Origin of the sequence: Paenibacillus sp. FSL R5-0713 (assembly GCF_037973325.1) — a bacterium.
GTDB lineage: Bacteria > Bacillota > Bacilli > Paenibacillales > Paenibacillaceae > Paenibacillus.
Genome location: NZ_CP150229.1, coordinates 6,602,916 through 6,625,098 on the forward strand (window position 1 = coordinate 6,602,916; position 22,183 = coordinate 6,625,098).

At 46.7% G+C, this 22,183-nt stretch carries 17 protein-coding genes; 3 read left to right on the forward strand and 14 right to left on the reverse strand.

The annotated features are described in order from the left end of the window. Positions 1 to 54 precede the first annotated feature (54 nt). The 5 genes from MKZ12_RS29345 to MKZ12_RS29365 all read right to left on the reverse strand — a co-directional run bounded on the left by MKZ12_RS29345 (position 55) and on the right by MKZ12_RS29365 (position 12,662). Positions 55 to 7,143 carry an InlB B-repeat-containing protein gene (locus MKZ12_RS29345; RefSeq protein WP_339257986.1) on the reverse strand — a complete coding sequence of 2,363 codons (7,089 nt, stop codon included), beginning with the start codon at positions 7,141 to 7,143 and terminating at the stop codon, positions 55 to 57. A gap of 591 nt (positions 7,144 to 7,734) precedes the next feature. Continuing rightward, positions 7,735 to 8,538 carry a septum site-determining protein MinD gene (minD, locus tag MKZ12_RS29350; RefSeq protein WP_339257988.1) on the reverse strand — a complete coding sequence of 268 codons (804 nt, stop codon included), beginning with the start codon at positions 8,536 to 8,538 and terminating at the stop codon, positions 7,735 to 7,737. Positions 8,539 to 9,014: 476 nt separating this feature from the next. Continuing rightward, positions 9,015 to 9,713, reverse strand: a complete 699-nt coding sequence (locus tag MKZ12_RS29355; protein WP_339238782.1) for a response regulator transcription factor — start codon at positions 9,711 to 9,713, stop codon at positions 9,015 to 9,017. 4 nt (positions 9,714 to 9,717) lie between these two features. Beyond that, complete coding sequence (locus MKZ12_RS29360) at positions 9,718 to 11,868, reverse strand: ATP-binding protein (RefSeq protein ID WP_339238783.1); 2,151 nt, start codon at positions 11,866 to 11,868, stop codon at positions 9,718 to 9,720. A 200-nt stretch (positions 11,869 to 12,068) separates the two neighbouring features. Continuing rightward, entirely contained in the window at positions 12,069 to 12,662 is a 594-nt protein-coding gene (locus MKZ12_RS29365; protein WP_339238784.1) for a hypothetical protein, read from the reverse strand. 251 nt (positions 12,663 to 12,913) lie between these two features. Between MKZ12_RS29365 and MKZ12_RS29370 the strand changes: the two genes are divergently transcribed. Then, the gene (locus tag MKZ12_RS29370; RefSeq protein ID WP_339257990.1) at positions 12,914 to 13,774 is read left to right on the forward strand and encodes a GNAT family N-acetyltransferase; all 861 of its coding nucleotides are present in this window, start codon (positions 12,914 to 12,916) and stop codon (positions 13,772 to 13,774) included. Between the two features lie 88 nt (positions 13,775 to 13,862). Here the strand turns inward: MKZ12_RS29370 and MKZ12_RS29375 are convergent, their stop codons facing one another. The 4 genes from MKZ12_RS29375 to MKZ12_RS29390 all read right to left on the reverse strand — a co-directional run bounded on the left by MKZ12_RS29375 (position 13,863) and on the right by MKZ12_RS29390 (position 17,025). Beyond that, positions 13,863 to 14,411: a hypothetical protein gene (locus MKZ12_RS29375; protein WP_339257992.1), complete on the reverse strand. Its 549-nt coding sequence runs from the start codon at positions 14,409 to 14,411 to the stop codon at positions 13,863 to 13,865. Positions 14,412 to 14,599: 188 nt separating this feature from the next. After that, complete coding sequence (locus MKZ12_RS29380; RefSeq protein ID WP_339238787.1) at positions 14,600 to 14,869, reverse strand: CD3324 family protein; 270 nt, start codon at positions 14,867 to 14,869, stop codon at positions 14,600 to 14,602. 260 nt (positions 14,870 to 15,129) lie between these two features. After that, positions 15,130 to 16,056 carry an oxidoreductase gene (locus tag MKZ12_RS29385; RefSeq protein WP_339257994.1) on the reverse strand — a complete coding sequence of 309 codons (927 nt, stop codon included), beginning with the start codon at positions 16,054 to 16,056 and terminating at the stop codon, positions 15,130 to 15,132. 60 nt (positions 16,057 to 16,116) lie between these two features. Continuing rightward, positions 16,117 to 17,025, reverse strand: coding sequence for a YafY family protein (locus MKZ12_RS29390; protein ID WP_339257996.1), 909 nt, complete (start codon positions 17,023 to 17,025; stop codon positions 16,117 to 16,119). 75 nt (positions 17,026 to 17,100) lie between these two features. Here MKZ12_RS29390 and MKZ12_RS29395 point away from each other — a divergent pair, with 75 nt between their 5' ends. After that, entirely contained in the window at positions 17,101 to 17,661 is a 561-nt protein-coding gene (locus tag MKZ12_RS29395; protein ID WP_339238790.1) for a dihydrofolate reductase family protein, read from the forward strand. Between the two features lie 116 nt (positions 17,662 to 17,777). Here MKZ12_RS29395 and MKZ12_RS29400 read toward each other — a convergent pair whose 3' ends face one another. Continuing rightward, on the reverse strand, positions 17,778 to 18,902 hold the full coding sequence (locus MKZ12_RS29400) for an SGNH/GDSL hydrolase family protein (RefSeq protein WP_339261565.1): 1,125 nt from the start codon (positions 18,900 to 18,902) through the stop codon (positions 17,778 to 17,780). A gap of 23 nt (positions 18,903 to 18,925) precedes the next feature. Next, complete coding sequence (locus MKZ12_RS29405; RefSeq protein WP_339261566.1) at positions 18,926 to 19,012, reverse strand: DUF4180 domain-containing protein; 87 nt, start codon at positions 19,010 to 19,012, stop codon at positions 18,926 to 18,928. A 111-nt stretch (positions 19,013 to 19,123) separates the two neighbouring features. Here MKZ12_RS29405 and MKZ12_RS29410 point away from each other — a divergent pair, with 111 nt between their 5' ends. Further along, positions 19,124 to 19,741 (forward strand): NUDIX hydrolase, encoded by a 618-nt coding sequence (locus tag MKZ12_RS29410; protein ID WP_339257998.1) that lies wholly within the window; start codon positions 19,124 to 19,126, stop codon positions 19,739 to 19,741. Positions 19,742 to 19,839: 98 nt separating this feature from the next. On the opposite strand, the gene MKZ12_RS29415 is transcribed toward MKZ12_RS29410, so the two are convergent. From MKZ12_RS29415 to MKZ12_RS29425, 3 genes are read right to left on the reverse strand one after another with little or no spacing between them, the layout of a single operon-like run. Continuing rightward, positions 19,840 to 20,562, reverse strand: coding sequence for an amino acid ABC transporter ATP-binding protein (locus MKZ12_RS29415; RefSeq protein WP_339258000.1), 723 nt, complete (start codon positions 20,560 to 20,562; stop codon positions 19,840 to 19,842). Next, a complete protein-coding gene (locus tag MKZ12_RS29420; RefSeq protein WP_074092820.1) occupies positions 20,559 to 21,215 on the reverse strand; it encodes an amino acid ABC transporter permease in 657 nt (218 codons plus the stop codon). The genes MKZ12_RS29415 and MKZ12_RS29420 overlap by 4 nt, the downstream gene beginning before the upstream one ends. A 17-nt stretch (positions 21,216 to 21,232) precedes the next feature. Then, positions 21,233 to 22,030, reverse strand: a complete 798-nt coding sequence (locus MKZ12_RS29425) for a transporter substrate-binding domain-containing protein (protein ID WP_339258002.1) — start codon at positions 22,028 to 22,030, stop codon at positions 21,233 to 21,235. Positions 22,031 to 22,183: the final 153 nt, after the last annotated feature.

Consider the following 22,183-nt stretch of genomic DNA (forward strand, 5'->3'; position numbering starts at 1 on the left):
AGAAGAGCCTACTCCGATGGGAGTAGGCTCTTCTGCCAGTCTGATCTATCAAGGTTATTTGAAATTAGGATCAAACTTCATCATGTTCATTTTACCTTGTTCCTTATAACTCACATAGATGTTATCGGTGCTGTCTATGGTGATGTCTAGCTGAAGAGCATCACCAGTGGAGAACCCGGCAGATCCTACGGGTCTCCAGTCCATATTCTCATATTTCAACACAGTCACCCTGTTGCCGTTTGCTGCATCTCGATAAGCAACGTAAGGTGTTCCTTCGCTGTCAAAGGCCATATCCATGCTTACTTCTTGAGATGAACCCACCGAGAATCCGGGAGTGCTCACCTTTTCCCATGCTGTATCTTCTGATGGAGTGGAGTGCGGATATTTCCACATTTCAACACCATTGGAACTGCTCAGATAGATCATATAAGGTACGCCAGATGGATCAAGCGCGGATGCAGCATCCATATTCGGAGTTATTTGATATGGATATAATTTAGGATCTAATTGTTTCCATGACCCATCTGCCAGACTATATCCTATTGCCACAGGGGTACTAGATGACCTGAATGGAGCAAATAAATACATGCCGTTGTTTGGTAATGGTGCGAGGAAGGCTCTTAGACCTGCGAATGCCTGTATTCTCGCTTCTTGTATCCGTCCCCTATCACTATAATACCTCCATGACATGAGCATTGACGGTTCCGCAGCATTACCGACCAAAGCACCTCTAAACATCAGAAAAGGATTATCATCCTTATCAAAGGTAATGAAGAAGCTATCTTGAACTGTATCTACTTTTCTGCTCGTCTTACCATCATTCCAACTGAAGTCTGAGACAGTAGATACTGCTCTCCACCACTTATGTTCATCATTATAATTCTTAAAGCTTACTTTACCTGAGCTATTCCTATAAGCAACATAAAGCTTGTCCTTACTGTCTATTCCAAGCGATATAGCTGAGCTCCCTAATCCTCCCGCTTTTTCAAGATCGCTTTGATTACCCAAGGGCTGCCACGTGCCTCCCTTATATTGCATTACAAATACTTCGTAATTGTCCTTTATATAAGCCACGTAAGGAGTCCCTTGACTGTCGAAGATGACATTGGACTTACTATTCAATTCCAACAAGTCACCTACTTGCAGCCATGATGTCATGGTCCACTTCGCGTACAAGGTGATGTTTGACGTCACCGGCGTCCCGAAGTCGTAGACGATCTCCAGATCGGGGTCGCTGTACCATCCTTCAAATCGATACCCTGCCCACTTCAGCGCAGCAGGTGCCACAGCTTTGTCGCCAGTAACCACCGTCTGACTACCTACTGCTGCCCCACCGTTACTGTCAAAGTCCACCGTGCGGCTGTTGAATGTCCACTTCGCGTACAGCGCGAGGTTACCCGTCACCGATGTCGTGAAACTGTAGGCTTCATTCAGTCCAGCGTCGCTGTACCAACCGTTGAACGTGTAACCATCCCTTGTCGGTACGGCAGGCTCCGTAGCATTACCGCCGATTTGCATATTCTGGTCAGCCACCAGTGATCCGCCGTTACTGTTGAAGGTGACCGTGTAAATAGCCGTCCATTTCGCGTACAATGTGAGGTTGTTCATCACAGGTGTCGTGAAGCTGTAAGATTCATTCAGACCAGCATCGCTATACCAGCCTTCAAATACATGCCCTGGACGTGTCGGCGCTTCAGGAATCGTTGCCGTTTCACCCTCACTTACAGACTGATTACTCACTGACGTTCCACTGTTACTGTTGAAGCTCACTGTGTAGCTATTCTTCGTCCACTTCGCGTACAGCATTACATTCGCCGTTACACCTTCCGTGAAACCATAAGACCTCGTCATTTCGCTGTCGCTGTACCAGCCGCTAAATACATAGCCTTCCAGTGTCGGAGCACCAGGAGCAGTAGCCACGGCACCTTCGTTCACAGTCTGTTCTGTGACTACCGATCCGCCATTACTCTCGAAAGTTACAGTATAAGTATTCGGTACATAAACCGTCCACTTCGCGTACAACGTGAGGTCTCCCGTTACCACCATAGTCGTAAAATCATAGGCGTTCGTTAGCTCGCTATCGCTGTACCAGCCGCTAAATACATAGCCTTCCAGCGTCGGAGCAGTAGGGACCACCACCTTGGCGCCTTCGTTCACTGTCTGGGCTGCGACTTCCGACCCTTCATTGCTCTCAAAGCTTATCGTGTAAGGGATCAGCCACTTCGCATACAGTGTGAGATCCGCCGTCACTGCTGCAGCGAAGTCGTAAGCATTCGTCAACGTGTTATCACTGTACCAACCGCCGAATACATAACCATCTTTCGTCGGTTCAGTCGGCGTACTAATCGTAGCGCCAAACCCTACAGTCTGAGCCGGCACTTCTTCGGACCCACCATTACTGTCGAAATTTACGGTGTAGTCGTTCATTGCCCACTGAGCGGTAAAATGGACATCTTCGGCAGGCATCGTGGTCGGCGGCGTTGGCGACCAACCCGTAAAGCTATATCCCTGCCATGTCGGAGTGCCCAGACGCAACAGCATCGTTGCTCCGAAAGGAACATTATCCGTTTTATTTGCTGCTCCAGAACCGTTATAATCCACCGTCATTTGGTATACATCACGCTTATAATATACCTTTAGCGTCGTTTTGCCGTTGCTCGTGATTAGATCCGTCAGTACCGAAATGCTGTCGTCCCGCACGAAGCCATCATAGGATCTCGGCTTGACGTCCGTCATATTCGCCTCGGTACCCGTAACTCCACGATACGATTCCGTATCTGCAACCGTATAGGTGTCACTTCCGATATTTTGCAGCAAGTATACGACCTGATAAGGCGTACCCTCTCTCCCCGTCCACTTCGCTGTATACGTAGTATCCTCAATCGGCATCGCACTTGGAACTTCTGGCGACCAACCGGCAAACGTATATCCCTGCCTTGTCGGCACAGGTATACGAGTAGCGATGTTCTTGCCAACGGCTTCTGTTACCGAGATTTGGGGCGCACCGGCATAACCTCCAGCGAAAGTCATTTTACGATTCGCCGGAGAGTAATTCACTCTGACGACCGTTGTGCCGTCACCCTTGATCAATACGCCGCTTACCGTACCTGTCGAATATCCTTGCTCCTTAAACCTGTCGGAGCTGATGCGAATCTCCGTGTCCGTTGTTCCGGTCAAATTCTCCGTATCCACAGGCGGAGCCAATGTTCTGCTGTTCGGGTCTAGCACATAATGCTCAACGGTATACGGCGTATTCTTGTTCGCAATCCAGTGCGCATACAGTTTCCGATCCTCCGCAGCCATTCGGCTCGGAATCGTGATCTTCGTGCCGCCGGAAGCGGCCGTATACCAGCCGTCAAATGTGTATCCTGGATATACTGGGGTGACTACGTTAATAGGCGCGTTATACGGAGCCGCCACAACCTGGGTCACTCCGCCGTTCTGAGGATCCAGCTGAAGGATGTAGTCACCTACTCTGGCAAGCCAGCTTAACTGAATCGTACGCTTGAGCGGATCGGACGTGAACGACCCCGGCGATCCCTTCCAGGTGATAACCAGATTGCCATCACTCACCTGAATGTTCTTGTCCACCACTTCAATCATCCCGTTTGCTGCGTCATACTTGAAGTTTGGATTGTCCACCTGAATATCGAAATTCGAGCGATCATACGCTTTTTCATCCGTATCGCCTGTCTTCAAATCAAAGGTATTCATCGTGACCCACAACTCCGGTACAGCGATGGATGACGCAGAACCCGCCATGTTCACCTTGAGCGACTTATCCTGAGGATAGGCGAAGTCGTAGACGTTCTGTTCTTCTCCAATTGTATACAGTGGCCACTCTTCATCGACCAGCTCCACGCCGCCAGAGAGTGCGCCATCTCCTAATTGAGCACCGAGTTCAACCTCCAAATAGATGCCAATCTCAACGAAGAGGGCGCCTATAGACTTCGTACTCTCCACCCCGCTAATATTTTTCAATTGATAATAGAAGTAGCCCCACAGATTCACATACACACCAGGTTCTACAGCAAGCCCGATACTATTCAACTTGACGCTTCCAATCCCCGCTTTGACCTCCATATGAATACCAGCTCGTAAACCGATCGTCCCCATCACATAGAAGGTAAATTGGTAATCTCCGTCTCCCGGCAAGCTGACCGTATTGCTCGAACCACTGAAACTCAATACGCGCAAGCTAACCGAGTAACGCTTGGCCATCTTATAGTAGAAATCTGCCCCCACCGTCAGGTTCACCTGGGCGCTGACCACAAACTCCGCTTCAAATTTGACTTCCACAATACCTAAAGCCACGCGTACGCTCTTTTCAAAGAGCTCCTTCTTGATTAACGGAACCCATTCCGTGTCTTGCTCCAACATCTCTTGATACTTTTCCTTCAACGATTCCGCATCTACGGCAGTATCCTGCACACCCGCCATTACCGCTTTAATCTGTGTCGCAATGTCCTGGACCTTTCCCAACCTGCCAGCGTTCTTCTCGCCCACCCAGTCATTCAGTGCATCATTTAACTTATCGCGTTCAACGAGAGCTATCTCTGCCGTGATATTCATTCCGGTATAGCTATAAGCATCCAGATTCGCCGTAATTACATAATCATCAATGCTGTACCAGTAAGGAATTCCCCACTTTTTCAGCCAATGCCCTTGCATATCCCCATTAATACCGAGATCCAGGCTCATCTCCTGGACGAAAGTACCCGTCATATGGATGACAAGTTCGCTGTCTTCATTGATATTGACAACAATATCGGCGCCCACTTGTAATGTAGCGCTTACGCCTGAGGTTCTGCCGTCAATATTTTTCAGCCTCGTGCCGAGTGAAGCAACAACGGTCAGGTTCTCCACACTTACCCGGCTCCCTTTACCGGCCGCTAGGGAGGACTGAGCCTTGATCTCCTGAATTTCCTTCGTCTCCATGGCGATATCAGACAGATAATCCGCGGCCTCATTGACGAATCCGCTGTCTCTCGCTTGCTGCTCAATTTGCTCTTCAAGCTCCGCGATCTGCTCTACCGATAACAGATCATCGCCGTCAATCGCTTGCTGCTGATAGATGTTGAAGACATTCTCAATATCCCCAATCGTGGCATCAGTATATTCGATGACGTCCATCTCAGCTTCAGGCGTAATCGAAGTGATACGTCCATAACCGACAATTCGAGAACCATCTTCAGCAAAGTTGCCTTCATAAAAGCCGATAAAGTCACCCACATCCACCGTGGTTAACTCATCCAAGCCGAAAGGCTCATACAGGCTGTCGCTGTAGTTCATCTGGGTATGCTCAACTGTGATGGAATTGTTGTTCCGATCTCCATCTGTGTCCGCTTCCACACTCACCGGCAGAACATCCGGCTTGAGCAATACTTGTTTGATATCCGCATGATCGTAGGTATAAGTGCTTCCGTCTACCGCTGTAATCTGGACATAGGCCACATCGCCGTCGTCAGCGCCGGTGGTTTCTAACGTGCGTCGATCGGGACGAACCCCTTGATATATGGCGACAGTATTGCCGACTTGAATCACGGTGCTGCCGGAATACACGAACGTTCCACTGCTCGCATTCGCCTCGGCAAGCGCATTTTCGCTACCGCCCACCGTCGTGGCAACTACCGAAATCTCAGGTGAACCCACAGCTTCGCCATTCAATATCATATCCGTGACATCCGTAAATGGAAGGTAGATCATATTAGGGTTCAGCGGAATGTCCAGAACCTCTTGCTTAGCAACACTAAAAACGTAAATACTCATCGTCGCATCCTGACCTTGGAAGGACAGGTTATCGCTATTCAACTTCAGTTGATACGTATTGCCTTCAACGAATCTTCCGTCTTCAGCTGCGGACGCTACCGTGAAAGCCCCGTTCCCGCCAGTGACGGTAATTCCAGCAAAGTCGGGATTCGCCGTGTCTGAGAAGGTCATATTCGCTTGAACCTCGGATACTGTCAGGTTGCCTGATGCATCGTTTACTGCAATCGTGAAGTCCGGTGCCACATCCAATACCGAATAGCTTGGTGTGCTCTGTACGGCATTATCTATGCTATCTGTATACTTCGCATACAACTTCATATCCTCAGTTAGCGTACTACCCTCTGCAAAGATGAGCGAGAAATCACTATCTGTAAACCACCCTTGGAATATATATCCCTCTTTTGTTGGAGCCGGCAGGTTATTTAGCACCTGGCCTTTTCGCACCTTCTGCGCAGCAATCGCCGTGCCTCCGTTGCTCTCAAACGTGAGCGTATACGCAGTGGAACCCGTACCTGGGTTACCTCCGTTATCTCCAGGCGTTCCGCCACCGTTATTACCGCCCGGTGACGGCGTTGGCGTTGATGTCACTGGTGATGTCGGTGTTGATGTCACCGTCGGCGTTGGTTCAGGTGTTGGCGTCACTGGCGTTGAATTCTGCTGTTTCCACGCCTCTACAACTGCATTGTTGCGCATGAAAAGAACCGCAGCTTCCGAGCGAGTTGCTTGCGCACGCGGATGGAAGTTGCCCTTGGCGTCTCCGGTGAACACACCGGCTTGCCACAGCTTGACGACCGCGTCAGCCGCCCAAGGCGATACATTCGCGAGATCACCCGGCTCTGTCGTGACCAGATTCTCGGTCTGATATGGAATCTGTTCGCTTTCAAAATACCGCAACGTCATCGTTGCCATCTGCTCACGGGATACGGTGGCATTCGGCGAGTATTTATCTCCACCCGTACCGTCAGTAATCCCTTGCTTAACTGCCCATTCAACATACGGCGCATACCAACTGCCCACCTGTATATCAGCAAAGCTTGAAGTAGAATACGTCCCTGTATCTATCCCAGCCATCCGTCCGAGTGCCGTCACATACATGGCACGCGTCATTGTCCCTTTAGGTGAGAAGGTACTTGCAGCGGTCCCGCTAAGTATGCCCTTCTCCTGCACATGGACGACTGCATCGTAGAACCAATCCGTCGGACTCACATCCTGGAACCCGCTGGATGTGGTAACTTTGGTCTGTTGCATCGGCAGTTCAGCCGCTGCTGCCGATTGCGCTTGTAATATGGGCACGGCAGACACGATTAAGCTGATCACCATCATCCACATCAGGACCTGACGGCTCACCTTCCATCCCTGTCTTACTTTTTTCACGTTCATTCATCCCTTCTATGTATAGATCAAACTAAAAAAATACCGTCCAAAATCTGTTGCTAACCAAGCTAATCAATAAAGCCAGACTAATAGCGGAAACCATTGACCCAGATGGGGATCATTGGTTTCCTCCGAGTCAGTTCGCCCGGCACGTGGAGATCAAGCGGGGAAATAAACTTTACATACAGACATGGCATTGTCCTAGCTGCGGCGTTCAGCACGTTCGGAACATCAACGTCAGCTAAACATCCGACTGGAGAGATCTGACTGCTTCTGGCTACGATGCTACCAACTTCACAGAATGAAGTCGTTCACCGATCTTTCTTATCAGTCGCAGTCGAATTATGACCGACACAGGCAAAACATGTCGTTTTTTCTTCCGTATTTTATCATGCGAGATAGGGACACTTGTGAATTATAAAGAAAACTTTAAGTAAGCAACTAATCGCAAACGAGAACATTATAGACATCAAAAATAGCGGCTAGGGAAGGTAACTCCCACACCACTAATTTTCATAAATTCTTTTAGCTAGTCTGTAGACCATCCAGATGATCCGTATCTAAACGATCCATATACCAGAATCAAATATATCAACTGCTCTTCCCCCAGAGCAGTCTTTGAGAAAGCAAAAAAATACTTCTATGCTTCTTGGAATTTAATGAAATAAAATTCTTCTGCTGATTCTTCGCCACGTTGTGGGCGATGTGCCGGAAGCGCTGCCCACTTTCAAACTCGGGATCAAGTGCAATCGGGATGCCTTTATGTACGGAACGTATAACTTCTACATCGCTATGAATCACGCCTATCACACCGATATTGAGAATATCGATGATATCCTCCATCTTTACCGTTGCCGAACGAGCTTCCTGCCTGTCGGCCATATTAATGATGAGCTGCGGAGGAGCCTGAAATATATTTTCTAACAATCCGATTACGCGATCAGCGTCCTGAAGCGACGTACGATGAGGGGTAGTGACGACAATAGCCTCATCTGCAGCTAAAGCTGTATTCCAGAATCCATTTTCAATGCCTGCCGCCGAATCAATCAGCACATAATCATAATCTTGGGCTATTTGCTGCACAACCTCGCGAAAAACTTGCGGATCATCGTGATGCATCACGTCGTTACTACAGGAGATGAAGAACAAGGTGCTAATTCGCTTGTCTTTGACAATCACTTGATGTAAAGCACATCGACCGGTCAGAAAATCGGAAATATGATAGTTTACCCTATTGCTCAAACCAAGCGGAATATCCAGATTTCTCAATCCAAAATCAGCGTCGATCAGGCAAACCCTGTTCCCCGATAAGGCAAGGGCAGTCCCCAGATTAGCCGTCACCGTTGTCTTGCCAACTCCACCTTTCCCTGATGTGATACATATAACTCGTGCCATTGGAGCCACTTCCTTCTTCAAGTACTAATGCGAGACAGCAAGACAACCATTTCTTCACGTGTTATCGTTTGATCCGGCTTGAATGTACCGCCCTCGTAGCATTAATCAGTTGCCATTTGATGAAATATGTCGTTATATCGACCACAGTGATTTTATCATGATGGATTAACCTACTTGAGAAACCTAAAGAAAACTTTAAATCCGTTCGTATTGGATCGTTAAATTCTTCGGAGAGATGGCACATCATTTTGACGAAGATGGAAAAGCGCGGAACTTCTGTTGAGGGATTTGATACCTTGAGTCAATTACGAAGCTAGAGAAATGAATAAAAAATGGGAAAATAGCGTCAAGTACTGCCCCAACGCGATTTTCCCATTTAGAAAAAACTATCCCAAACTCGGTTCGGGCAAATTACCCCTAATATTTTACGAATATCTCGCCCTATTTATGGTAGGCTACCATCCTTACCGCTGTATTCATGCTTGTGACACACTGGTAGCAACCAGCATATATCCACTCCCTCGAATCGTGATGATTCGTTCGGGATCAGCGGGGTCAGTCTCAATTTTTTTACGTAAATTACTGATATGTACAGCAACTGTCCTCGTATCTTCCAGACTTTCCATCCCCCAGATGAGTTGAAACAATGTGTCGACACTGACGACACGATCCACGTTTTGCGCCATATAGGACAACAGACTGAACTCTTTTTTGGATAAAAAGATAGGTTTACTCCCCATGTTGACGGACTGCGTGTAGAAATCCAGTGTCAAACCCGGTAACTCCAGCAGTTGTTCCCTTCTACCCGTTGATACTCTGCGAAGATGAGCCTTGATCTTGGCCATGAGAACTCCCGGACTAAACGGCTTGGTCACATAATCGTCGCCACCATAGGATAATGCGCTAATTTTCACTTCATCTTCTTCCTGGCTGCTCAGAAACATGATCGGCGCGCTGGTCAAGTTACGTGCATTTCTACACCAATCAATACCGTTTTCATTAGCCAGCAATACATCCAATACAATCAAATCGGGCTTGAACGTTGTAAGCAGCTCCATCGCTTCTGTCCCGCTATGACTGTATGTGGAGTTAAACCCTTCTCTGTCGCAATACACCTGAACAATCTCGCATATATGGGGATCATCATCGACGATCATAATTCTGTGATTTTGCATTCCATCATCCCTTTCCTTCGCTCCCGATACAAGGAAGCATCACATAGAATGTCGCCCCCATCTTACCGTCACTCTCCGCTCGAACCGTTCCTCCATGCGCAAGTACAATTTCCCTACAGATCGCTAGTCCTAGCCCACTGCCGTCTATTCCATTCCCCAAGCCCGGACGATCGTATCTGTAATTACGTTCAAAAATCTGCTCAAGCTGATCCGGAGGAATACCCATTCCAGAATCCTGTATGCTAATGTTCGCATGGCGAGTATGATTCACCTCGACCACAGCTAACGCAATACGTATCAGCCCTCCCCTAGAGGTGAACTTCATGGCATTCGACAAGAGATTAAATAAAGCCTGCTCTACTCTTTTGGCATCCATCTCGACAACTGGCAAGTCAGATCGTGGATCCTCTGCTTTTTCAATATCCAAAATGAAATCTAACCCTGCATCACGTACAACAAGCTCATATTGTTCAAATAAATCATGCAAGAAGGGAATAATCTGAACCGGCTCCATTCGGTACGAGACTTGTCCGGTCTCCAAATGCGACAAAAAGGACAACTCCTCGATCATGCGGTTAATCCTTATCGTGTTATCTCGGATATACTTCAAATATTGTTCATTACGTTCCGGCTTGACTCTGTCCTGTATGGCTTCTACATACCCAAGCATGCTGGACAACGGCATACGCAGATCATGCGTAATATAGGCAAGAAGCTTCTTCCTTCCTTGCTCAGAGTGAAGCAACCGGTCATACGAAGTGCGGAGATCATCATGGGCTGTAGATAAGGCCTGAGTTCGCTCCTGCACGGTCCGTTCCAGATTCATATTCATTTCGATCAGCTTGTCGTTAGCATACTGCAACTCACGTGAGATTCTCTCCTCATTGGATGCCGTCCTCGTAAATCTCGAAGAAAGCAGAATCATCTGTGCGATCGTAAATATCAATAAACCAAGCGGTGATGTATTTCCGATCAGCGACCATCCGTTGTAATATAAGAAATCGTTGACAACAGTGATCAAAGTAACCACCGACACCAACAGGAAGATCAACGCTCCCTCCATACGTCGCACAGCCATTCGAACCAGCCCGACCATCAGATACATCATATGTAGAACTACCATTACACCAATTACCAGCAAAAACGGAGTATAGATCAGCGCAGGGGTTACCACAACAAAGATACAAAATGCCCCCGTTGCGATCCGGGTGACAAAATGAAACCAGCGTGATACATAATTCGGAAAAATGCAATCAAAATACATCGTGATGATAAATCCACTGATACAAAGTGTTAGATACTCGATCTTGAACTGCAATTCCCAAGGGAATTGTGGCAGCCATTGTGTAAGGACAAGCTCACCGTTGAGTAAGGATCGGACACCGAGCAGTACAGCGAATAGGCCAAAATATAATGGCGCTCTGTCCTTGCGTCGCAGAATGAACAACAGCAGATTATACAAGCCAATCACCAGCAGACTTGACGTGATGAACATGTCGGCGGCAAGATTCAAATTGGTGTTGGTCGTTAGTACATCACTGCCGCCCAGCTCGATGTACTTGGTAATACCACCCCGATTATGTTGGAAGTTAGATACTTGCATCACCAACTCTAACGTATCGTTTTCAGGCTGAACAAATAACAGCTTCGTTGCCAGATGCGGGATCATACTGTTCTTGTCCTGACCAACCCTACCAACTTGTGCCAGGAGCTCGCCATTCACCCATAATTTATAAGCGTGAAAAATGCTGGGTAGCCGCAGAGCAAGACGCTCTTTTTGATCCTGCTCGCTTAGTTGAATAATCAGTCGATAGGTTGCATAGCCTGTCCCACCCAGCTTCTCTCCCTCTAACCGGTAGCCTGACCAAGAGCTAGGGATATTGATCCAGTGGGTCTGGTGTCCCTCCCTTGGTGAACGAACCCGTATATCCTCAGGCGACAACAGCTCTTGCCAGTAGAAAGCCCACTCCCCTGTTAACTTTTGGGGATTCGTACGGAGCTGAACCTGTGTTAGATCCAGAACACCTTCTTCACTTTGGAAGTTAGATGAATCCGGTGTAGAGAGAACGACATAGCCGGCAACCAAGCCAACAACAATGGCAGCAACGATATAAAACCAGATTTTACTATAACCGACTCGAAGAATCCCCCTCATGATGAACCCAACCCCATTCTACAAAAGCGCAATAAGTAAGCTGATTACCCAAATAATATCATCAATGCGGAAGAATGTACTCTGCAAATTTCTAGGAATAGCTTAGAGCAAACCTCAAGATCACGCCCCTTTGACAACCCTCGCTTAGCTGGCACGACACCACAAAAAAAGTATGCACTTTGTAGTGCATACTTCATGAACTATAGAGAACTATTAATGATGTCTGCGAATGCATCCCTATTGTACGTATCATCCTGTATGCGCCATTCTCCCTTATCCTGCAAAAAGGTGATATCGCCCGATAGCGGAATAGAATTGATCTCCTTTCCGTTCTCGTCTGTGAATTTCAGATCGAGCGTGTACTCCACCAGAATCCAGTCGCTCTTGCTGTCTTTGATCTTGGTTTCAATATTTTCAGGATGCAAGTTCGCTTGTTCGATGTATGCAACCTGAAGAGGTAAGACAATATATCGATTAGCCATGTAAGCCTCATAATTTCTGGAGGTTAGGAATGGCTTCATAGTCTCTCCTTTGGCCAATAACCCTTCCATCTCTAACGTATCCTCATAGTCCTTGCCATCCACGGTGAGTTCTGTTGTCTTATACTCCAGCGACATTTCGAGCGCTTGTTGCTGCTCCACCGCCGTCGCCTTCTGATCACTCATATCACTCGGTTGTTCCGTTGTTGGTGGAGTGACAGGTTCAGTGGTTTCTGCTGGTTCAGATGGTGTACACCCCATTAACATGGCGGCGGAAAGAAATAATGTACCCATCACATAAACGAACTTACGCATGGTTATCCCCCTCCCTTTCTCGTCTGTATTACTCTCAATTATCCCTTTAATAGGATATAATGTCCAGTTATTGGACACATCCAAACAAACACATGCCCCTTTCGTAATAGATTATGTTATAGTCATCGAGAAGTGATTTGGAGGCGATAATGATGATGATGATTAAAATTACAAATGGACCAACTCTCGAAGGATAGCGCCTGCGGGTCCAATAACTGCGTGTTTCCTTCAACAATGAAGGTGTGAAAGCTATGTCAATTTATCAAGTCGTACCCATGGTCTATGACTCCAAGGAACAGATTGATGCTATTATTTTGCTCGAACAACAATGTAAACAGCTCGATTCCGTGCATCTCAAGGCAGACCTTGATCATATTAGCAAAAAAGACGGAGACCACGCACTCCTCTGTTATCGTGACGGTGATTTGGCAGGACTCCTCAGTTGGTATAATTCTGACGGCGTAACCGGGAATATTAATGCCATCGTACATCCGCATTATCGTCGCCAAGGTGTGTTCACCAGCCTACTGAAACAAGCCATCCTGGACATGAAACCACAGGGGATTAATCAACTCAGTTATCGCGTTCCTCAGGGCTTATCCTCGGGTGTTCTTACTGCCCAATCCCTTGGAGCCATTTATGATCGTGCGGAGTATTCGATGCAACTTGTGAATCAAGTCGTTGGGGTTGTGGAATCGCCTGAACTAACATTGTCCGTGGCAGAAGCCAAGGATATGGAGTTTATGGTCACTTGCACATCCCAGACTTTTGGAGATTCGGAGGACTGGACACGCAATTACTTTATGCAAACGAATGAACCCACCCGAGTTACCTATATTGCATGGCAGGATCAACAGCCTGTTGGACTGGTACGGGTCAACTCCATTAATGCAACAACCGCATTTATTCATAACTTCTGTATCTTGCCTGCTTATCAGGGACGGAAAATAGGACGCACCGTGCTTCATATTCTGGTGAATCTCCTAAGGAAACAACACTATACAGATATTCGCTTATCCGTTGTTACCGAGAACGAACGCGCTTTGAATCTGTACCGTAGTGTAGGTTTTGAGGTGAATTCAGAGTATCACTATTTCAGCGGTAATTTATAGGGGGAAGTATAGAGAGAGACATTTTCCGCAAAGGGAAACGTTCTCTCTCTCTCTCTCTTTTACGTGGTACAGATCCGTACATTTACTTTCAGAGATGATTGGAGAATTGGAAAATCAATTTATAGCCATCAAACGTATGTCCGTACATTTCCCGATAGTGACCTTCGGTATAATTAGCCACCGTTTTCCGCCAGAAAGACTGGCCGATCTTATTGTTCTCCGATGGATTGGTGAACAACTCCCATCTTCCTCTAAACATTCCGAAGATTGTCGACGCTGCGTGTTCAGCCACGCCTACCCCTCGAAACGGCTGCATCAGAAAGAAATCATGTACGAAGAAGTCTATTCCTTGTGAGCAATGAGGCGGCGTGGCTACGAATGCAAACCCTGCTGGAATGCCATCCACAATCATCAGAAACGGATAAAGACACTCCGGTTGTTCCCACCAGATGTTCTGTACATCATACTGATCCTGTAACGTTTTATACTCAGGACTTGGTTCGAAAATGCCGTGTTCATTCGGGGTATGCTCTCCACCTAGACCGTAATGACCGGATAGATCATGAAGATATAGCGGGTACATATTTTTAATCACATACGCCTCGTCCTTATTCGTTAATTTCACTTCTATATTCATATTCACCAACCCTGTCAGATAATTTGAAAACGTATTTCAAGAACTCCCTCTCGCATCCTTGCACCGTCATATGAATTGTACGCAATATCACCAGCCCCGAATATATAAAGAATCCTTCATAACCATTCTTTATTCTTCTTTACAGGAAAAAAGCCACATTCGATGGCTCGAACGTAGCTTCTATAGTTTCATGCCTTTTTGCAATATACAATTTTCTTGATGCTATCCACGGATAAACAGAATTGCTCTGCAAGCTGATCAATGGTCGCTCCCGCAGCAAAAAGCTGGCAGATTTCAACGTTCCGTTCCCGAATAACCCTTCGGCCACCCGAGTTCTCGCCCCACTTCTTGTGGGCATCCTTGGGCCTCGGAATATAGATCAGGCCTCCGGGGATATGACGCTGTATTTCTCGGAGCAATTCTTCCGGGAAGATGGTATCCGCATTAATATATTTCATGTTGCTCCACTCCTTAAAAGTTAAAATCTTTAAGGCAGCAGAGTCTTACGATGAACACATTGAATATGCACTACAACGGTATGGCGGAAATGAATTTCAGGCTCTATGCAAACAACCGCCGTTGTTCATCACATGGACTCTGCATAGAGCGGGTCGTGAAACTTCTTATGAATCGAATCATGGTAGCCCCCCATTCATATTCGTGCTGAAACTTCAACTATCTATACCATAATAAGGAATAATTATCTTAATGGCAAAATCTACACGTCAAATCGGTAATAAACCCCTGTTAATTCTTCCGAAACGCTCCATAGCTTGTTTGAAATGTCGGCATTATATAATTTTTCGATAACCTTGGCGGTCTTGGGATAGCCCTTAGTACCACCCATACCGCCAGGAGCAATATACTCTCCTCCCGTAATCGTTGGATCTGTTGCAGCGTACAAGGTAGGTAATGCCCCCATGTGAGCAGGTTGACTAATGATTTTCAGAAGACTCCGCATGAATATATTCGCCGGTTTCCCCGAACCGAAGGAGAACAGATTGGTATTCGAAATTCCTGGATGAGCCGCGATACTCATAGAATCCATATGGGCGGAATTAAACTTATTCTGCAGTTCTCTTGCAAACATCAGATTGGCCAGCTTGCTTTGACTGTAGAACTTCATGGGAGCATATCCTTTGGAGCCATCCAAATTATTAAAATCAATTGCACCATTACCCGCTGCCAAACTGCTTAGAGTAACCACTCTCGATTTTGGAGTAGAAATCAATCGGGGCAATAGCAGGCCCGTAAGCGCAAAATGCCCTAGATGATTGCTACCAAACTGCAACTCAAAGCCATCCTTCGTCAACTGGAATGGAGGATTCATAATGCCTGCATTATTAACGAGAATGGACAAGGAATCGTATTGCTCAAGAAACGCGGCTGCGAACTTACGGATACTGGCTAAATCACTAAGGTCAAGGTGCATAACGATGACCTCTCCAGCTACACGTACAGACGACTTTATCTGGTTAGCTGCCTTTTCACCTTTTTCCACATTACGAACAGCAAGGATAACTTTCGCACCTTTTTCAGCTAACGCTAATGCCGTTTCATACCCCAACCCACCGTTCGAACCTGTCACAATCACCACTTTATTGGATACAGTCGGGATGATGTCTTTAGTCCACATTGTGCTCATATCTCTACACACCTCTCTTATCTTTTTCTTACTACCCAAATATCGAGCGTATATAGCTTTTTATCCCCTGCCATACTGACTTATGCTCCGTTCGAGTAACTCTCTAACCTGTTGTTTCAATTCAGGGGGCGAGATCACTTTCACTTCCGGGCCATAGGAGAGTAACTTTCGTGCTGTAAAAGAAAACTCCTCGGGCGGAACCATTCCACGCCACTCGTTGCCTTCAACCGACTTGAACAACACATCTGAAGCGGCCATCCTTGCTCCAAATTCCGTGAATTGCAGCACCGCTTCTACGCTTGCTCTGTCTTCTTTGGCATCTAGCCACGCCTTCAGGCTTGGAACAGATTCATCAACCGATTCCATTACAACCAACTGCTGCATGCGATCCACCCGATACAACAACACGCGATCCTTATTTCGTGCTGGCATGTACCAATACCCCTGCCCATAGTAGATGCCATAGGGAAAGACCCGGACTTTTTTATGACCATTGCGGGCATGATACATAAACTGGATTTCTCTCTTTTCCACCGCTGCACCCAATATCTCGGTTGTTAAAGGTTCGGCATGCTCACCGGGATGCTGGACAAAAGTGATATGCTCTCTCATCCGCATAATGAGGTCCTGTACATCCTGAGGCAAAGTGGAGAAATACTGTTCAGCCAGATGTTCACGCATGGAACCGTACGGAAAATCCGGGACTTGCTGTAGATACTCCAGCATCATAAATAGTCCTAATGCCTCCTGCTGTGTCAGTTGAAGAGGTGGCAAGATCCGATTGGGCAACACCCGATATCCCCCGTTAACACCAACTTCGGTGTACAAAGGAAAACCCAGTGCCTGCAATGCATCCAGATCTCGCTGGATCGTACGTACAGATACGTCAAATCGCTCTGCCAGTTCCCGGGCTGTAAACTTCTGTCTGGAATCCATCAGTCGCATGATGGCCAGTTTCCGATTATTCATAGATTCACCCCCCTAACTACGTCAACTTTTGTCATAGTTAAAGTGTAACATACATTGTAGAAGGGAGCGATTACTATGAACAATAACAAAACCATTTTGTACATTGCTATGAGTTTGGATGGATATATCGCAAGACCGGACGGTTCGGTAGATTGGTTATTTGATGTGGAGGGTGATGGTGGAGACAACGGGTATGCGGCGTTTTATCAAACGATCGGTAGCGTTGTTATGGGACGTTATACGTATGAAGAGGTGCTTACACTTTCTGAAGATTTTCTCTATGCGGATCGCCCAACGTATGTGCTTTCCCGCTCGGAACAACCTCCCGCTCCGCATGTACAGTTTACAACCGAGACGGTAGATACGCTCATTCCCCGATTAAAGCAGGATTCTGACGGAGACGTATGGATTGTGGGTGGCGGAATACTGGTTGAAGCTGTGTTAGCCCAAAAATTACTGGATGAGATTGAAGTCGCCATTATTCCCAAAGTTCTTGGTGATGGCATCCCTTTATTCCCGACAGGCACTGTGCCAAGTCAATTCAAAATGATCCGAACTCAGACGCTCGGACAGATCATCTCGATTCGTTATGAGGTACAGAACAGCGATGCAGTGGACACGCCCTCAAATGTCTAGATAAGAAGAAAAGAAAAAGACCATTCTTATGATGAAGGAACCCCATGAAGCGAGACACATCTAACCCTTGGGGTACAATTCATGAAAGAGTGGTCTTTTCATTCCCATGTTTCAAGCTATCCTAACATGCCTCGCACATATTCTGCTAATACCTCTGCCGTCCTACGATGAGATAACTCGCCTGGATGGGTGCGCGCGCCTACCGTCTCTTCGGTTGTATCGGGAAGCTGGATAATCGTAACCTTGCGATCTCCTGTCTTTTTCGTATACGCATTAACCGCACGGTAGATGGCAGGCATCATCGGGAAACCAAGCATGCCATAAGCCCATACGAGATGTGCCGCCGGATTGTTTTTCCGAAGCTTGAACAAGAACTGTTCTACCGCTTTCTCAAAAGCAGCCAGATCTTCTTCATGATACGTACCGTCTTCGTTTAGCCGCTGCTTGTACACCTTGCCGGTGTCAGGGTCTTTCCACTCAGGTGACTGAAACGCACCTCCATCATTGCTACCCAGGTTCACAACCACCACATCCGGCTGCCACGATCCAAAATCATGCGGATCTCCTGCGCCCAACGCTTCGTTACGTTCACCAGCAAGCAGGCCACAGACCTGATCGTAAACATCGGGGATGTTCCCCTTCGGATTGTTATCCCAACTTGTCAGCACACCCCAGCCACTTTGCGAGATGACCCGATATTCTGCATTCAATGCCTCTGCTGTCATATACGTATAGTTATGTATGGCACTAAACCACATCGGAATCCAATCTTCCTCCGCTTTAGCCCCAATCGCACCTTCGCCAGATGTAATGCTGTCACCGATAAATTCGATCTTGTATGGTTTTTCCTGCACAGGCAGGAACGCTCCATCGGATTTCACCGCATGAACCTGCAAGGAACACCCCGGATCACCACTCATCGCTTGAACATCCTTAACGATCCGAACATTCTTCACCACATTCACGTTCATGCCCCGGAATACACAGACCCAGTACCTTCCCGCCGTTAACATCTGTCTGCTCACCGGAACACCGTTGATTACAATGCTGATCCATGACTCATACATGTCATACTGCGACTCCACCTCAACCCATAGTTCGGAGCCCTGTACATTAAGTTCAACCGCACTTCCCGTCCAAAATAAAGTCAGCGGCGACAACTCACCAGTTGTTCTGCCATGTACCTTGAGATTTCCGATCTCAGGCAGAGCAGTTACCTTTACATTCTCATTAGATATCATCATGCAAACCTCCTACGTTTGACTTAGATTATAAGCAGGTTCTTGCTGTTATACCCTTCGAAATCTCCCACAATAGCAAGCTTAACATGATCGTTCACGTATTTCTGCACAATCTCGCAGTTCTATAATAAGCAAGAATTATAGACTGTAATTTCTATGATACAATGGGGTTATTTCCTAACCAAACTAACTCTCGTGACATGCGAAGAAAAGAGGAGTCCATGGACACAAAGTGGCTGGAATGGGCCAAACAGATTCAAGCTATCTCACAAACAGGTTTAACCTATGCCAAGGATGTTTATGATATTGAGCGTTATGAGGAATTGAAACGTATTAGTATTGATATCTTAAGCAACTATACCTCTGTTAGCAAAAAGAAAATTTCACTTACATTTGCTAGTGATTCAGGTTACGCAACCCCTAAAGTCGATATACGTGGTGTTGTTTTCAGGGAAGACAAAGTACTTTTGGTTCAAGAGAAAATAGATGGGGCCTGGGCATTACCCGGGGGATGGAGTGACATCGGCTTATCACCATCAGAAGTAGCTGTGAAAGAAATTAAGGAAGAAGCCGGTTTTGATGTTGTACCGATGCGGTTGTTAGCCGTATTGGACAAAAAATTCCATGGACACCCACCTGAGCCATATCACGTATATAAAATGTTTATCCGATGTGACATTATAGGAGGGCATGCGGAAACAGGGGTAGAAACCAGCGCAGTTGATTTTTTTGCTATCGACGCTTTACCTGAATTATCATTGGAACGAAATACGCTGGAACAAATTAAAATCATGTTTGAATTTCTTGAACAACCAGATAAAGAAGTAATTCTGGATTAAAATAATAACCCCTTCAGCTTCCCGACCTTAGTCCATCAATTCCTGATGTCTATAGTACATGGTCTGCCATAAGGGGTTATCACTTTGACTTTGATAGACTATAAAACCTTACCCAGAAACGCCTTGGTCCGCTCATGTTGGGTATTCTGAAAAAGCTCTACAGGCGTGCCTTCTTCTACAATATATCCGCCATCCATAAAGATCACTCGGTCCGCCACCTCACGGGCGAAGCCCATCTCATGCGTAACAACAATCATCGTAATCCCCTCGTGAGCGAGGTCTTTCATCACTTGCAGTACTTCTCCAACCATCTCCGGGTCCAGTGCAGACGTAGGTTCATCGAACAGCATCACACTTGGGTTCATGGCGAGTGCACGCGCGATGGCTACACGCTGTTGTTGTCCACCAGACAACTGCTCGGGGTAAGCATCCCTCTTCTGAGATAGTCCGACCTTGCTGAGCAGTTCCATTGATTTTTTCTCATTCTCGGCCTTATTCAGTTTCTTGATATGCTTCGGCGCGAGCATGATATTCTCCAGTACGGTCAGATGTGGGAAGAGGTTGAACTGTTGAAACACCATGCCCACATTGGTTCGCAACTGATCGATATCCGTCTTGGGTGAAGTGACCTCGACACCGGCGATTGTCACTTTGCCAGACGTCACACCCTCCAGCAGATTGAGACAGCGTAAGAACGTACTTTTACCAGACCCGGAAGGCCCGATGACACATACGACTTCTTTCTCCTGAATCGTTGTCGAGATATCCTTCAATACCTCATTGGCACCAAACTGCTTTTTCAGATTCTCTACGATGATCATCGGATCGCATACCTCCTCTCAATGAACCGGGAAGCCCGGGACAATAACACAATAATGATCAGATAGAATATGCCGACCACACCCCAAATTTCGAATGCCCGGAAGTTGGAGGAAATAATAATCTCCCCGCTCTGCGTTAATTCTGCGATACCGATCGCCGACAACAGCGATGTATCCTTAATCGTAATAATGAACTGGTTCACAAAGGTAGGAATCATGCGCCGGGTTGCTTGAGGCAACACGACCAGTCGCATCGTCTGAAAACGAGTTAAACCCAGGGATCGCGCTGCTTCATGCTGCCCATTGCTAATCGAATTGATCCCCGCTCGGAAAATCTCCGAGATGTACGCTCCGGCATTCAGACTAATCGCAATAATACCCGCGGTCATCGCCGGAATGCGCATATCCAGGAACACCGGCAGCCCGAAGTAGATGAAATATACTTGCACCAGAAGGGGTGTACCACGGATGATATCCACGTAAAGTGTAGCTACCAGCCGCAACAATCGATTCAAGGAAGTACTCATCAGACCTGAGATCAATCCAATTACCATCGCAATGATGAGCGAGATCACGACCAGTTTCAACGTAACAACTGTACCCTCTAACAGAAGAGGTAGAGCGTCTATGATGACTTGCAAGGAGGAGTCCATCCGTACCACATTCCCTTCTATTTAGCCGCTGTTCCCAGGTACTTGCCAACAATCTCGTCGTACTTTCCGTTTTCCTGCAATTTCTTCAATCCGTCATTAATCTTCTTCTGCAACTCTGTGTCACCTTTGGCAACAGCAATGCCGTAGAAGTCACCGTTCAATCGATCTCCAACGATTTTGAGCTTGGCGTTCGGGTCAATGGCAATCTTATAGGAAATGACCGGGAAATCCTCCAGTGTAGCATCTGCGTTTTTGTTCGCGACCTCCTGATACATCGATGGGCTGTCATCAAAATATTTCACGGTTGCCCCATAGGTTTTTGCATATTCATCTGCAAGATTGGCACCTGAGGTTCCTTTTTTAATTGCAATAATCTTTCCCTTTAAATCTTGAGGACTTTGGATGTCCGCGTTATCTTCATGTACGATTAAGGACAGACCAGCCTGATAATACGGGTCCGAGAAGTCCACCACTTTTTTACGTTCGTCGGTAATGCTAATGCCAGCAATGGCTCCGTCCAGTTGATTCGCCGTAATGGCTGGAATAATGCCTTTGAAGTCCATCGGTTTGATCTCAACCTCAAAGCCCTCTTCTTCCGCAATCGCGTTCATGAGGTCAATATCGATTCCTACATATTTGCCGTCCTTCTGGAACTCAAAAGGGGGATACGTTGCATCGGTTCCAAATGTGTATTTCTCAACAGCTGAACCACTTGCCGACTGGGCACTATTCTCTTCACCCGATTTCGCTGCACCGCAGGCACTAAGTGTTAGAGCAAGAACGGACGCCATTACAATGGATGCTACCTTTTTCATAGAAAAACCCCTTTTCCGAATTAGATTGGGATCGACCGAATCGACCATTTGTATTTATGTACGTATTGTAATTTGCTCCCTACGCGAACTTACATGATCCTACATAAAATAATTACAACTTATGAAATTTAAATTAACATAAAGTGTTTTTTT